General features: G+C 68.8%; 12 protein-coding genes and 1 riboswitch. Of the genes, 4 read left to right on the plus strand and 8 right to left on the minus strand.

Annotated features, from left to right (window positions below):
- Window positions 1-54: 54 nt before the first annotated feature.
- The gene (locus tag CWS50_RS12225; RefSeq protein WP_206610416.1) at window positions 55-609 is read right to left on the minus strand and encodes a TetR/AcrR family transcriptional regulator; all 555 of its coding nucleotides are present in this window, start codon (window positions 607-609) and stop codon (window positions 55-57) included.
- Between the two features lie 580 nt (window positions 610-1189).
- Here CWS50_RS12225 and upp point away from each other — a divergent pair.
- Entirely contained in the window at window positions 1190-1828 is a 639-nt protein-coding gene (gene upp / locus CWS50_RS12230) for a uracil phosphoribosyltransferase (protein WP_127843010.1), read from the plus strand.
- A 652-nt stretch (window positions 1829-2480) separates the two neighbouring features.
- Here the strand turns inward: upp and CWS50_RS12235 are convergent.
- The 3 genes from CWS50_RS12235 to CWS50_RS12245 all read right to left on the minus strand — a co-directional run bounded on the left by CWS50_RS12235 (window position 2481) and on the right by CWS50_RS12245 (window position 5352).
- Window positions 2481-3380: a MetQ/NlpA family ABC transporter substrate-binding protein gene (locus CWS50_RS12235; protein WP_127843011.1), complete on the minus strand. Its 900-nt coding sequence runs from the start codon at window positions 3378-3380 to the stop codon at window positions 2481-2483.
- Window positions 3381-3601: 221 nt separating this feature from the next.
- Window positions 3602-4246, minus strand: a complete 645-nt coding sequence (locus CWS50_RS12240) for a methionine ABC transporter permease (protein ID WP_371855160.1) — start codon at window positions 4244-4246, stop codon at window positions 3602-3604.
- A gap of 116 nt (window positions 4247-4362) precedes the next feature.
- A complete protein-coding gene (locus tag CWS50_RS12245; RefSeq protein ID WP_127843466.1) occupies window positions 4363-5352 on the minus strand; it encodes a methionine ABC transporter ATP-binding protein in 990 nt (329 codons plus the stop codon).
- A gap of 189 nt (window positions 5353-5541) precedes the next feature.
- Window positions 5542-5631: riboswitch (SAM riboswitch) on the minus strand.
- A gap of 331 nt (window positions 5632-5962) precedes the next feature.
- Here CWS50_RS12245 and CWS50_RS12250 point away from each other — a divergent pair.
- On the plus strand, window positions 5963-6997 hold the full coding sequence (locus CWS50_RS12250) for an alpha/beta hydrolase (RefSeq protein WP_127843012.1): 1035 nt from the start codon (window positions 5963-5965) through the stop codon (window positions 6995-6997).
- Window positions 6998-7010: 13 nt separating this feature from the next.
- Here CWS50_RS12250 and CWS50_RS12255 read toward each other — a convergent pair whose 3' ends face one another.
- Window positions 7011-7676 carry an arsenate reductase/protein-tyrosine-phosphatase family protein gene (locus CWS50_RS12255; protein WP_423243496.1) on the minus strand — a complete coding sequence of 222 codons (666 nt, stop codon included), beginning with the start codon at window positions 7674-7676 and terminating at the stop codon, window positions 7011-7013.
- 412 nt (window positions 7677-8088) lie between these two features.
- Here CWS50_RS12255 and CWS50_RS12260 point away from each other — a divergent pair, with 412 nt between their 5' ends.
- Window positions 8089-9039 (plus strand): endonuclease domain-containing protein, encoded by a 951-nt coding sequence (locus CWS50_RS12260; RefSeq protein ID WP_127843014.1) that lies wholly within the window; start codon window positions 8089-8091, stop codon window positions 9037-9039.
- A gap of 423 nt (window positions 9040-9462) precedes the next feature.
- Here CWS50_RS12260 and CWS50_RS12265 read toward each other — a convergent pair whose 3' ends face one another.
- The 3 genes from CWS50_RS12265 to CWS50_RS12275 form a co-directional block, all read right to left on the minus strand.
- Window positions 9463-10836 carry an amidohydrolase gene (locus CWS50_RS12265; protein WP_180342370.1) on the minus strand — a complete coding sequence of 458 codons (1374 nt, stop codon included), beginning with the start codon at window positions 10834-10836 and terminating at the stop codon, window positions 9463-9465.
- 182 nt (window positions 10837-11018) lie between these two features.
- Window positions 11019-11897, minus strand: a complete 879-nt coding sequence (locus CWS50_RS12270) for a hypothetical protein (RefSeq protein ID WP_243118348.1) — start codon at window positions 11895-11897, stop codon at window positions 11019-11021.
- 464 nt (window positions 11898-12361) lie between these two features.
- A complete protein-coding gene (locus tag CWS50_RS12275; protein ID WP_180342382.1) occupies window positions 12362-13723 on the minus strand; it encodes an LssY C-terminal domain-containing protein in 1362 nt (453 codons plus the stop codon).
- Window positions 13724-14204: 481 nt separating this feature from the next.
- Between CWS50_RS12275 and nrfH the strand changes: the two genes are divergently transcribed.
- Complete coding sequence (gene nrfH, locus CWS50_RS12280) at window positions 14205-14702, plus strand: cytochrome c nitrite reductase small subunit (protein WP_127843015.1); 498 nt, start codon at window positions 14205-14207, stop codon at window positions 14700-14702.
- Window positions 14703-14707: the final 5 nt, after the last annotated feature.

Here is a 14707-nt window from a genome sequence, read left to right on the forward strand (position 1 = left end):
TCCCGGCGCGCCACCTTGTGCAGCGGACCAGAAGTTCAGCCGAGCGCAACGGCTCTACGCTCCTACGGTGGCGCGGAGCCGGGCGATGGTACGGGTGAAGACTGTCGGGTCGTCCTGGGCGTGAGCCAGGATGAGCGCACCCTGAATGCTGACGATAATCTGCTCGGCGTAGTCATCGCCATCGTCACCGGAGTAGCCCAGGCTGAGCAGTGCCGCGCTGAGCACAGAGCGCCACCTGGCGAAGTAGTCTGAAAGGGCTGCGGAGAGCCCCTCCAGCCCTGGTTCGAGGCCGATACGGCCTATGAGGCAGAGCCGCCGGCCTGAGTCGAAATAGGTACTCACAGCGTCGAACATTGCTCCCAGGCCGGGACGCGGGTCTTCCAAGGGCGAGAAGATGTGCCGCTCGAACCAGTCGTTGACGTCGGCGACGACCTCGGTGAGCATCTGCTGCTTGCCGCCGGGAAACAGGTGGTAGAGGCTTCCTTTTCCCAGCCCTGTTGCCTCACTGATCTCCGGCAGTGAGGTCGCCGCGAATCCTCGTTCGCGGAACAGCTCTGCCAGCTGCGCCCGTACCCGCATCCGATCTGCCACGGCCTCACACTCTGCCATGCGTCGTCGTCGGCGCGGCAGTCGCGGCAGTCACTGCCACGCGAGTCGGGCAGACGGTTCCCGTGAGGCGGTGAAAGACCAAGCCGACCACCACGATGGCGACCGCACCCAGGAGGACAGGCGAGAAGAGCCAGCCCCATGCACAAGGCTTCGCACCCACATCACACCACGCTTCTCCAAACCAGGCTCCTCCAGACTGTCTTGTACCGACCAGTACAGACAAGCCTAGCGGACTTGTACCGATCAGTACAAGCCTGGAGGTGGACCGTCCATCGTGGCGCGCAGTCACCACCGTCCTCCCAGGTGCCCCGGTACTGCCAGGTCTTCTGAGACGACACGCACGACTCGTGACACCCCGTGAGGTACGAGCCTCCTGGGGTACCAGCCGCACATCTTGGGATGCCACGCAGCCTGCACACTCATACCTGATCCGCATCATTTCAGCATTTCTTGGCGCGACACAGTACACGCCCAGGTGGAGGACGTAGTGAAGATGTGCAGCATCCTCGCTGTGCCGGCCCAGCACCCTCGCAGCAGCACTTGCCAGGCCTGACACAGGCCGGGACCGTACCCTGGTCCCATGCGCCTGCTCGTTGCCGACCACCCGCTCATCAACCACAAGCTCTCTGTCCTGCGTAGCGCCAGGACGCCCTCGGCGGTCTTCCGCCCATTGGTAGACGAGCTCGTGACCCTCCTGGCCTACGAGGCCACACGGGAGGTGCGCACCGAGCAGGTGGACATCACCACCCCCGTGGCCGTGGCCCACTGCCGCCGCCTGGCCGACCCCCGCCCTATCGTGGTGCCGATCCTGCGCGCCGGCCTGGGCATGCTGGAGGGCATGACCCGGTTGCTGCCCACAGCCGAGGTCGGGTTCCTGGGCATGAAGCGCGACGACGACACCCTTGAGGTCGAGACCTACGCCAACCGCCTGCCCGAGGACCTGTCGGGACGCCAGTGCTTCGTCATCGACCCGATGCTCGCCACCGGGCACACCCTGGTCGCAGCCATCGACTACCTGCTGGAGCGCGGCGCCCGCGATGTCACCGCCATCTGCCTCATCGCCGCCCCCGAGGGCGTGTCCACCCTGGAGGCGGCGGTCGGCCAGCGCGCCAACGTCACCGTGGTGACCGCAGCCGTGGACGACAGCCTCAACGAGCACGCCTACATCGTGCCGGGCCTGGGCGACGCCGGAGACCGCCTCTACGGGATCGTGGACTAGGTCCGGCCAACGCTTTCCCGCAGGGCGCGGACGGCTACAAGACTACTCCGAACAGGACGAACGCCGCCTGAGACCGCAGCTCGCCGTTGTTCGCAACGACGGCAACCACGGATGAGCAAGCGGCTCTTATGGTGCCGCTGGTCAACGAGGTCCAGCCCAGCAGGCTCAGGAGAGAGCATGCAAAAGCAATTCTCGACCGAGTGCGGGGGGACGGCCCCATGCCCAGGGCACGCGCCTCATACGCGAGCCCCCGCTCTTCCTGCCACGGTGGCAGCAGGGTCCCTCGGCTCCTCCACGACCCCACCATCTCACGGGACCTCAGGAGTGCCAGGACCACGACGCCCGACTCCCCGGCCACGGGCCGGAGACTCTGCCCCGTCTCCCACGAGCGACACCTGTACGCAGCCGCACCTCCCTGCCCGGGAGGGCCGCACCGTTCCAGTCGAGACGGAGGCGATGAAGCGGGACGCACCTCCCTGCCCGGGAGGGCCGCACGCCAGCCAGGGGAGCAAGAGCAGCAGCAAGGCACGTGCCCTCTGCCCGGGAGGGCCGCACAGCGACCGCTCCCCGGCAGAGGGCACCGGAGCCCGGCCCACGGGCAGCAGCCCGTGGCGGCCCGGCCCCCACGCAGCTGAAGCCTCCTGGAACCCTCTCAGAAGGCGGGCAGCACGGAGCCGTCGCTCCAGTTCTCCTCAATGAAGGCGCGCACGTCATCGTGGTTAAGGAGCTCGGCGAGCTTCTGGAGGCTCGGCTCCTCCCGGTCCCCAGCACGCACGACGAGCTGGTTGACGTGCGGGCTGCCCTCGGCCGTCTCCAGGAGCAGCGAGTCCTCGTTAGGGCTCAGGCCCGCGTCGATCGCGTAGTTGCCGTTGATGACCGCAGCGGCGGCGTCAGGCATCGAGGCGGCCGTCTGCGCCCCGTCCACGGTCTCGAACTCGAAGTTCTTCGGGTTGGAGGTGACGTCGTTGACGCCGGGCATCTCGACGGAGTCGTCCAGCTCGATGAGCCCGTTGTCGGCCAGCAGCTGCAGCCCGCGGGCTGTGTTGGCAGGGTCGCTGTTGAGCAGGATGAGCCCTCCCTCGGGGAGGTCGTCCACCGAGGTGTGCTCAGAGGAGTACAGGCCCAGGGGCTCGATGTGGACGTCGGCGATACTGACGAAGTCGTACCCCTTCTCGTCAATCTGCTGCTCCAGGAAGTTGGGGGTCTGGTAGAAGTTGGCGGCCAGGTCGCCATCGTTGAGGGAGGTGTTCGGCGTCTGGTAGTCGTTGATCTCCACGATGTCCAGGCTGATGCCACTGCCCTCCACCAGGTTGTCCTGGACGTACTGCAGGATCTGCACGTGGGGGACGGGCGTGGCCCCGACCGAGATGACGACGTCGTCGCCCTGCTCCTCGGTACCGGGGACCGGCCCCGAGCTGCTGCCGCAGGCGGCCAGGGTCGCCCCGACAGCCACGACGAGCCCGGTGGAGAAGGCACGACGGGTCAGGCCGGGCGACGTGTCCGGAGCCGTCCCCACGCGGCGCCCGGGGGAGACAGGAGAAATGGAAGACATGTGAGAGGTCCTTTCGGGTGCGAGCCGTGGGTCCCAGGCCGACAAGGCCCTGGCCACGGCAGCTGCAGGGTGTCAGGTAGGCAGTCGCCCGCACAGGCCGACCGCCGCCGAGGTCGGGTGCCGTACCGGGGTGCCGGGCGGTCACTGCCGTGAGTGGGGCGTCAGCCCCCGGCAGCGGCCCAGGCCCCAGACGGCTCGCCGTTCCTCCGGCTGGTGGTTCCTCAGCGGTGGTCCACCAGCCGGCTGAGCATGTCGCCAACCAGCTGGATGGCAGCGACGATCAGCAGGATCAGGACGACGGAGACGACCATGACGTCGGACATGCTGCGGTTGTAGCCGTACTGGATGGCAAGGTCCCCCAGCCCCCCGCCCCCGATGGTGCCCGCCATGGCGGTGTAGCCCAGGAGGGCGATCAGGGTCACCGTGGCCGACTGGATGAGGGTGGGCAGCGCCTCTCGGACCAGCACCCCCCAGGTGATCTGGGTCCCGGAGGCCCCCATCATGAGAGCCGCCTCAACCTTGCCGTGGTCCACGTTGTTGACCGCCGTCTCCACCAGGCGCGCGTAGAAGGGGATCGCCCCGATGGTCAGCGGGACGCAGACGGCCTGCCAGCCCAGGGAGGTGCCCACGATCAGCCGCGTCAGGGAGGCGATAGCGACCATGAGGATGATGAAGGGCATGGAGCGCCCGACGTTGACCACGAAGGAGAGGACCTCGTAGAGAGGACGGTTGCGGTGCTGGCCACGCGTGCCCGTCGTCACCAGCGCCAGTCCCAGGAGCAGCCCCAGGACGACTGTCAGGAACCCTGAGACAAGGGTCATCTGCATCGTCTCGGTGACCGCACTGAGGAGCCTGCGCTCGAACACCGGGTTGTTCTGCCACGTCTGGTCCTGTCTGCTGGCGGCCAGGACCGCAGGGCCCAGCACACCCAGGGCCGCCTGCGTGGAGCCGTGCGCGGCAGCAGAGACACCCACAAGAAGACTCACGCTCGTACCTCCGCAGTAATACCGGCCTGGCGCAACGCGGTGACACAGCGCGACGCCTGGGCAGCGGGAACGGTCACGGCCAGACGGCCGATCTGGGCCGCGCCGACCGTCTCAAAGACCCCGGAGGCGATGTCCCCGCCCAGCTCGGCGACCATCGACATCAGGGCGACCGCCGCCGGCTCGCCCGGGTGCGCCGTGACGCACACGTCAAGGACCGCGTCCCCGGAGGCGCGAGCAGCCTCAGGGACGGCGGGGAGAGGAACCACCTCACGGGAGAGCCGGGAGGATGTGTCCAGCACGACGTCCTCCAGGCGGCCGCCCTCCACGACCCGGCCCGCCTCCAGCAGGCTCACCGCGTCACAGACCTGGCGGACCACGCTCATCTCGTGGGTGATGATGATGACGGTCAGGCCCAGGGCGTCACGCACGTCCCTGATGAGCCCCAGGATAGAGCGCGTGGTCTCCGGGTCCAGGGCGGAGGTGGGCTCGTCGCACAGCAGGACGTCGGGGTCGTCGGCCAGCGCCCGGGCGATACCGACGCGTTGCTTCTGGCCGCCGGAGAGCTGAGCCGGGTAGGAGGCACCCCGGTCAGCCAGCCCCACGAGCTCAAGCATGCGCTCAACAGTCTGGCGGCGCTGCCCCCTGGGCACACCCGCCAGGGCCAGGGGGTAGGCGATGTTCTGCGCCGTGGTGCGCTGGTCCAGGAGGTTGGCGTGCTGGAAAACCATCCCGATGCGACGGCGGGCCTCACGCAGCTGGCGGGCGGACAGGGAGGTCATGTCCTGCCCGGCGACACGGATACGTCCCTCAGTGGGACGCTCCAAGGAGGTCAGGCAGCGCACCAGCGTGGACTTGCCCGCCCCGGAGGTCCCGACGATGCCGTGGATGGTCCCGGGGGCGACGTCGAGGCTCAGCCCGTCCAGGGCACGCACCTCCACCCCTGCACGCAGGCGGTAGACCTTGCGGACGTCCTTCAGCGAGATCATCGGGTCGGGCGACGCCGGGGCGTCCTCCCCGGGGGTTGAAGACACAGAGGACAGGGACGCACCTGCAGCCTCCCGGGGGCCGGGGGCTGTCTGCCCACCACGCCTCCCAGCCTGGCTGGAGCCACCAGACCCCTTCCGGTGGGCTGACCTGTCGTCCGGGGGGCTCACAGCTGGTCCGCTCACTACCTACCTCCATCGGTCCTGGCGGAAGCACCCGCACCGCGAAGGGGGTTGCTGCAACGTCAGCGAGCCAGGTCTCTCGGCTGCTCTGGATGGTCGGTCATACGTTACGCACCCCGGACCCCGAGGGCAAGCTGACACCCTCAGGGCTCCCGCACCCATGCCACGGCGCACACGTCCGCCCCACGACCAGGCTGCGCCCTCCCCGCCTGGGCACTGCACGTCCGGCCTCTACGGCAGGGTGTGGCTCCTCGGCGGCGCCCTCCCCGCCTGGGCACTGCCGTGCGCAGAACCAGACGCCTGGCCCTCCCTGCCACTCGACCCTCCCCAGGCGGCCGCTGCCCTGCGCCCGCCCGCAGAAGGACATCCCGCAAGCGGGCACACCCCCCGCGACGCCTCCGCACGTCGAGGACTGTGCTTGGATCACGCTATGAGTCCCGAACCGTCCTCGTCCGCCGCCGACTCCCTCGCTGAGAGTGTCACACCTGACATCCTGGGAGACCCGTGGGTGGCCCGGCGCGTCCCTGTCCAGGAGTCACCCCGGAAGGCGCCCGGCGCCCACCACGCCGTCCTGGTCCACCAGCACCAGGCCGGGCAGGAGGGCGCGCCGCGACACGCCAAGGCCGTGCTCTACATCCACGGCCACAGCGACTACTTCTTCCAGACCCACCTGGCCCAGACCTACCTGGAGGCGGGCTACGAGTTCTACGCCCTTGAGCTGCGCTCCTGCGCCCGGGCCGGGGCCGGGCACCCACACCCCCACAGCGTGCGCGACCTCCGCGTCCACGACGAGGAGATCGCCAGGGCGCTGCACATCATCCGCTCCGAGCACAGGCACGACACCGTGGTCCTCAACGGGCACTCCACCGGTGGCCTGCAGGCAGTCATCTGGGCGGCCGACCACCCGGCCACAGTGCAGGCCGTGGTCCTCAACTCGCCCTGGCTGGACCTCCAGGCCTCCGCGTTCATGCGCTCCTACGGAACCGCCTTCGTGGACCTCCTGTCCCGTCACGACCCCGACCGGGTCATCCCCGACCCCCGCAGCGCGGGGTACGGGCCCGGCGCCGTCGACATCTACGTACGTGCTCTGCACCAGCGCTGGGAGGGAACCTGGGACTGGGACCTGGCCCTCAAGCCAGCAGTGTCCTTCCCGGCACGCGCCGGCTTCCTGACAGCGGTCCGCCGTCTGCACCGCGAGGTACACCACGGCCCGGGCATCCAGGAGCCTGTCCTGCTGTGCTGCTCGACGACCACCGGGCGGATACCACCGACGGTCGAGGAGGCCCAGCGCAGCGACATCGTGCTGTCAGTGGAGCAGATGCTGGCACGCGCACCCTTCCTGGGACCGGACGTGACGGTCTGCCAGATCCCCGAGGGAGTCCACGACCTGGCGCTGTCCCGGCCCGCCGCCCGGGCACAGTACCTGGCCTCCGTCACCGAGTGGCTGCACGCCCGGCTGGGCTGAGCGCCCGGCAGCCTCAGGTCCAGGACCGCAGCCGTGCAGCCAGCCCGTCGCTGACACGCTCAACCACCTGGAGAGTGTCGGCAAAGTCCTCCACGGACCCGTACCAGGGATCAGGAAGGTCCGGTACCACCTCCGGGACCGCGGCGGTACCGGGTACCGGCGACGCGCCCGAGTGGTCAAGCGACACCTCAGGATCCAACGCCCGGTACATCATCACACGCGAGAGGTCGGCGCCCAGGCGCTCACCCCGGCGCCGCAGCTCACGCCAGTGGTGGGCGGTCATGGCCAGGAGGAGGTCGCTGCCTGTGATCTCAGCGTCGCTGATGCGGCGGGCACGGTGGGTCGCGATGGCCTCGGAGGCCTCCGGGCTGGTGTAGCCCGCCTCGGTCAGCACGCGCCGCGCCCGGGGGTCAATAGGGTTGCCGCGCTCCTCGTCGGAGATGCCTGCCGACAGGAGCACGACACTGGTCCCGGCCACGGGTGCCCGCCACGAGTCAGTGTGCGGGGAGGCGGCCGACCGGGACGGGCCCGGTCGGCCGGAGCCAGGCAACCGGTCGGAGGGGGCGGGCAGGGCCGCGCCTCCGCCACCCGGCCCCTTGGCCACCCCTACTGCAGCGAGGCGGTCGCACAGCACCACCCTTGCCATGGCGGAACGGCAGATATTGCCGGTGCAGACCAGCATGACCTGGTACAGGCCGTCAGTCTGGGGTGGCGGAAGGGCAACAGGTGTGCTTGAGACAGTCATGACTTCATTGTCTCCCGTGCCCTTATGTCTGCCGGTCGTCGCCTGGCCAACCTCCCTGCTGCACATCTTCGGCCGCCCCAGGACCCGCAAGGAGTGTACCAGTCGCAGACTTCCGGGCCTCCTGGCCCCACTCGTGGTCTGATGATGTGCAGCGAGGAAGCTGCTGCACATCATCAGACCACGTCGCGACGTCTCCGGTAGCACGGACCGCAGGACTGCAAGGCTGTCTGCCACCAGCCCCAGGGCTGAGGCTGCGAAGATGTGCAACACAGGGGAGAGAACGGAGGTATCCACAGACGCTTAGAACAATTTGAAACACGATCAAATCGTCTTAAACACTATGAAAGTGACTTCTCAACCCACGCAGGGCAAGCCCATCGACCTCACCTCGCACCCTGTGATCGCCACCATCACACAGGCCGGGGGAGCCGCCTACCTTGACGAGATCCCGCACTCGGCCACCGACCTGGCAGCACTGCGCGCTGCTGCCGATCTGGGTCTCCTCATCCGCTCCGCGCGCAGCTTCTACCAGCTGCCCGGCGCCGACCGTCGCGCGGTAGCAGCCCGCCGATTCCGGGGCTACCTGACCTGTGTGAGCGCGGCCCGGGTCTACGGCTACCCAACACGTGACGCCCCCGTACGCACCCACCTGGCGCTACGGCACAACCACGGGATCCGCAGCACCCGCTCCCGTCCGACGCGGGCCGTACGCATCCACCGGGAGCGGCACCTGACACCGGCCACGGTGGAGGGCCTCCCGGTAGTCACCCCGGTAGAGACCGTGGCCAGGGCACTGATGTGCCCGGACGTGGAGGACCTGGACTCCCTGGCCATCCTTGACTCAGCACTGAACCAGCAACATGTCACCGTTGACCAGGTGAGGGACCTGCTCACGGGCCAGCGCGCAGCACACGCCCGCCGCCTGCTCACCCAGGGCGATGCCCACGCGCGCTCCATCCTGGAGACGATAGCGCGTACCTACCTGCGCGAGGCCGGGATGCGGGTTCGCGCAGGTGTGGTCATTGATGGTGTGGGCGAGCTGGACCTCCTGGTGGAGGAGGTGCTCGACGTGGAGACCGACGGGTTCGGGTACCACCACACACCCACGCAGATCCGCATCGACCACGAGCGGGACCAGGCACTGCTTGCCCGCGGGATCATCCCACTAAGGATGGCCTACGAGCACGTGATGGCAGGCCGGGAACAGGTTGTTGGCCTGGTGCGGGCCGCGCTGGCCGGCGTAGCAGGCCTCGAGCCTCTTACCCCTCCTAGGACCCCCAGCGTCTGTCGACTGTGACCCCAGTCGCTCCCACTGCTCCGTACCGGGGTACGCCCGGAATCCGCCCTCGACCAGGCACCCAGAGCTCCCCCGGACCTGCACATCTTCACCCGCCCTCTGCTCACCGCCTAGGCCATGGTCCGCGACGTCCCGGGCCGCCGTTCAGCTGGGCGTAGGCAAACCAACGTGAAGATGTGCACCACGCCTGAGTCTGCACATCTTCACCCCCGCCTCCAAGTTCCAGCGTATGGGCATCCTGCGGTCTCCTCGGCCGTCCCACCTGCCTGACCTCCCGCATCCGCACGAAGATGTGCAACTACTGGGGGGGGGGGGGAGGCGTCCAGGCAGAACCAGGGAGGCACTCCCGACCAGCAGACCAGGGCGTACTCACCACCAGGACCTCTACCTGACCGGGACCAGCGTTCCCCGCTGGCCCGCCACCTACCTCGCCCAGAACCCCTCCACGTCCACGACACCGCCGCTGGCCTCGAAGTCTGCTTGGACCGCCTCGCGCAAACCGGCGTCGCACAGCCAGTCCAGGGACACTGCAGCCAGCCCATAGGCCCCGTCCACCACAGCCGCGTCCCCGGCGGGCGAGGCAGCAGCCTCCGCCATCTGACGTGTGTGAAGCGCGACGTCAGGCCCCTCGGTCACCTTGACAAGCGGGTGGATCCCGGGCACACGCTGGGAGATGTTGCCAAAGTCCGTCCCAGCGGCAATCGTCTCGCTGAGCACACCAGCAGGCAGAGGGTCACGGCCCCGCTCGCGCTGGGAGCGCACCCACGACTCCAGGAGCGGGACGTTGTCACGCACCGGCATCTCGTTGGTGAACGGGTCGGTGCTGATCTCCACGCCCGTACCGGTCATGAGCGCCGCCCCGTACAGCACCTCCTCCACCCGGGTGACGATCTCCTTGAGAGTCTCGGGGTACTTCGAGCGCACCATGACGGCCAGCTCAGCGCGCTCCGGGATGACGTTGGCGACCTCGCCGCCGTCCACCACCACGGCGTGGAGGCGGTCCATGGGCAGCATGTGCTGGCGCAGCAGACCGAACCCGGTGAGGGCCAGGGTGGCAGCGTCCAGCGCGTTACGCCCCATGAACGGCTGGGAGGAGGCGTGGGCAGGTACCCCGTGGAACACGACGCTCAGGCGCCGCACCCCCAGCCAGGTCTGACGTGTGACGTCGGCGGCGTAAGAGTGGGTCTGGACAGCGGCACCGACGCCGTCCAACATGCCTCGGGTGGCCAGGACCTCCTTGGCGGTCGAGTTCTCCTCCGCCGGGGTGGTCTGCAGCACGACGCACCCCGGCAGCAGACCCGACCGCTCCTGCCCCTCCTGACCCTCCCGGTCCAGGGTCGCCAGCGCGAGGAACGCGCCCACTGAGCTGGCGCACATGACGTTGTGGCCGCAGCCGTGACCGATGCCGGGCAGGGCATCGTACTCACACAGGATCGCGATCGTCGGGGCACAGGCGCCCGTCCGCCCCGCTTGCGCCCTCAGTGCCGTGTCCATGCCGTAGACGCCAACCTGGGGCTCCAGGTCGTGACGACGCAGAAGGTCGGCCACAGCCGCAACAGCGTGGTACTCCTGGTAGCCGGTCTCAGGATGCTCGTGGATGTCGTGGGACAGCGCGACCAGCTCCGGGCCGAGCGCCTCCACAGCCTCCCTCAACCGTCGCCTCAGGACCGACGGAGCACCAACGCCCTCCGGGAGGCAGGCGGCAGCCCCCGCTGCAGCCTGGCGCTCGACGGTCTCCTGGGCCATACGCGTCTGGACGGATCGTGAGGGAACGGTGGGGACAGAGAGATCACGCATACCCCCTATGATGCCGGAAACGGAGGTTTTACGGGACTTGATGACTGTCCCGCCCGCAGCACAGGGGCGGGTCTCGTGGCAGCAGTCCCGGCAGGCGCCAGGCCGGAGCCCCACCCACACAGGGGCGCTCACCGTCTGCGGGCTGGTGTCGCCCTCGCGGGCGACTGCCCACGTAGCAGTGCTCAGCCCTCAGGCAGGAGGATGGAGGCGCCCAGGGCGAAGGGGAATCCCGGCCTGAGCAGGCACTGCACAGCAGGCTGGGCCATCTCCAGCACCTTGTCCGCGTCGAGCCTCTCCTCTCCTCCCTGTCCCCCCTGGCCCTCCCGGCCAAGGTCGGCCACCAGGTCGGAGTAGGGGACGGTCAGGTCCAGCAACGTCATCTCCCCCGAACGAGTCGCCTTCTCCCACGCCCCGCCCTCCATGTCCAGCAACGTGCCCAGGTGGAAGGTCATCACCGCGCGGTCGTCAGCCTCAGCGGGAACGGACAGCAGGTGGTGCGGCTCGGGGTCCCTGGGAGCACGCAGGGCGAAGACCAGGATCCCGCCGTCACGGGCTGCCCGCAGCATGCAGCGACCGACGTGGATGCCAAAGCCCACCAGGTCAAAGTCGCCCTCCATGGCCTGCTCGACGCTCAGCGGCTCCCCGAGGGCTACCGGCATTCCCGAACCAGGGTTGTTGACGGCACGGCGGCCCGAGGGAGAGGCCGCTCTGAGGTGCAGGAGCCGCCCGCCGTGTGTCAGGGTTCCGGTCTCCACGTGCTCGACCCAGCCCGGCGGGGTCGAGGTCGGACCGGGCTCCGTCTCCACCAGCCCCAGGCCCAGGACACCAGCCAGGTCAGTACCATCCACCGGACGGTGCCAGCTGATGGTGGCGTCGTCGTGCCAGACGGGGAGGACGCCGTTGAAGGGCACACCAAAACGAACGTGCTCAGCAGTCGTGCCCTGCGGGCGGGACGCACGGTCGGTACCCGGTCTGGACACGTCGGCGGGCCGGGTGGGGCCGTCCACCGCGCGGGAGGTGTCGACGTGCCTTCCTCGGGTACCCGCTGGGAACTCACTCATGGTCCCAGGCTAGTGCCTCCCCGGCGCATCCCCCAGGCTCTGCCTCCCTTCCCACGCAGGCTCCCGCTGCGCTCCCAACGCCTGCTGCACATCCTCAGTCCGGCAACTTCAGGCTAAACCGCAGCATCCTGCCCCTGTCTCGCCACCCCGCTCACGCTGCTCCGCCCGAAGACGTGCCGCACAGATCGGATTGCACATCTTCGACTTCTCTCAGACCGCACTTGCCCAGCAGCTTCCTCCCAAGCCCGGCAGTTTCTGGCGCTATTACGGGCAGCACTTACCCGGGGACACGACGTGGTCCGTCTGAAGATGTGCAGCAAACCGCTGGTCTTCCGCTGTGAGCCGCTCACCCGGCGCGCAGCACAGGGCACGGGATCACTCACGGTGGTGCTGCTGGACGGGAGACAACCGGGGCAGTCCCGGGGGCAAGGGCACGGCGGGAGCAGTCACCGCCCCTGCACAGGTTACGCCTCGCGCAGGCGCAGACGCTCCGTCTTGCGCGCCCGCTCCCACTCGTGGCAGGACCGCGCGGACATGGCCAGCAGCGCCAGGACGCTCAGGGACGCCGAGACGACCAGCCCCCATCCGGCCTGACGCTCACCCACGGCCGACACCTGGGTCATGGTGTTGATGATGTGGAGGGTCAGGAACACCATGAGTGCGATCCGTCCACGCGGGTGCCCGAACCAGGTAGCCGCCCCCAGACCCGCCACAGCCGCCATAAGAATGACCGTGACCGTGACTGCGACCGTCAGCACGGCCCCTCGTTCGTCGGCCACACCTGCCCCTTCCAGGCCGTCAGCCAGCGTCCCCACGACACCTGAGGTGACCAGCCTGAGCACGTTGACCACTGTCACCAGGACCAGCAGGACCACGGCGACCACCAGCTCGGGCGGCCGCCTGCGCCGCTGGGCCGCCTCGGCCTGCCGGGCCTCAGCCAGCTCGCTGCTGCCACGCAGCCCTGGTACCACCTCATTGAGGTCGAGGACATAGAGGTCACCGTCGGTGACGACCCGGTCCCCGCCGCCGTTCTTGTCATGGTAGGCGGTGAAGAAGTCCGGCCACACCGACAGCTCCGCCGCCTGGTTGGCCCACAGCACGTCGTCGACGACGTAGTTGCGCTCGACGTCGATGTTGGCGTCGATCTTGTGAGTCACCTGGAGAGTGAGGGTGGACAGCCCCACGGAGCGGTCGTAGGTGGCCGCCGCCAGCCACTCCACGCGGCGCCCCCCGGGCATGACCCATCCGCTGGGGGCGTGCCAGAAGCGGATGTGGTGGCGCTGGGCCGGGTTGCCCTCAACCTCCTTCTGGTAGGCGAAGTCCTGCTTGCGCCCGAAGAGCAGCAGGTCGGAGACCGGGGCGGCGGGGTAGGAGCGGCGCAGCAGGGAGGAGACGACGATGTTCCACGAGGTGCGCAGGGATATAGGGTCGGCCCGTACCCACCCCGCCGCTGTCATGGCCTCGTGGATGTCCTCCTCGTGGCCCTGGAGGGCAAGGTTGACCGGGTCACCCAGCAGGCCGTCGGCGGTGCGGGTCCGCCCGATGAAGTACTCGGGGACGTAGAGCCAGGTGAGCACCTGGTGCAGGCGCGGCAGGGCGAGGTAGGCCAGCACCACCCAGAAGAGGACGACGTTGAGGGCAGCCCACGGCTCCAGGTGCCAGCCGGAGCCGAGCAGGAGCCAGGCAAGCCACAGGGCGGCCAGGGCCGCGGCAGCGAAGAAGAGGGCGTCCAGGACGTCATCAAGCCCCCAGCTACGGGCCTCTGTGGCTGAGAGCTTGGCCGAGCCTGCCGGGTAGACCGGCGCTGAGGCGGGACGGGGACGCACGGCAGCCGCTGGCGTCGACTCAGCTGGCGATGCAGTCGGCGAGGCGGCCGACCCTGCCGGTGCCAGCGCCTCTGCCGCTCCTGCGGCAGTCGCTGCTGGTCCCCGCAGGCCCGGACCACCCTGGTGGCCTGGAGGTGGGAGGCTGTCTGTCACAACCGCACCATAGCGGGCGGTCCGCGTCCTGGCCGGGGCGCGCCACCTGCGTCACCTGGTCTTCACCTGGTCTTTCGCCCGCGTCCTGGCCGGGGCGCGCCACCCGGTCTCTCGTCTGCGGCCCCGCCGTCCCGGAACAAGTGAAAAGTGCCCGAGCCGGTAGTGGGCCATGCTGACGGCGCGGGCAGACGACGGGGCGGGGCACCCAGCCCCCTGTTTGATGACACTCTGTGCTATCCTATATGTGACATAGCATGCTCGGACCTGACCGCCACAACGGCAGCATCGGGGGCCGGAGTAGGTGTCACAGAGCGCAAGGGGGTGCCACATGATGCGTCGCATCAGATCGACGTGGCGCGCTCTCACCGGCGCCTTCACCGGCTGGACCAGGATCGCCCTGGCCGCGATGCTGGGGGTGTTCCTGGGCTTGGCCGGCTTCACGGTCCACTACTCCGGGGTGACGGGCTACCTGGGCGACAACCCGGAGAACTGCGCCAACTGCCACGCCATGGACGAGCAGTACGAGGCGTGGCAGAGGGGCAGCCACCACGACGTGGCCACCTGCCACTCATGCCACGCCCCCCACGACAACCTGGTCTACACCTACATCAACGAGGCCGACAACGGTCTCTGGCACTCGCTGCGGTTCACGCTGGACAACTACCCGGAAAACATCCAGATCCGTGAGCACAACCGCAACATCACCGAGGCTGCCTGCCTCCACTGCCATGGCGACTTTGTCGACCAGGCCACCAACAGTTCGGCCCACAAGGGTGAGACGGTGTCGTGCATCCGCTGCCACGACGGCGTCGGGCACGAGAGGTAACGCGA

Source organism: Actinomyces wuliandei (assembly GCF_004010955.1).
Lineage (GTDB): Bacteria > Actinomycetota > Actinomycetes > Actinomycetales > Actinomycetaceae > Actinomyces > Actinomyces wuliandei.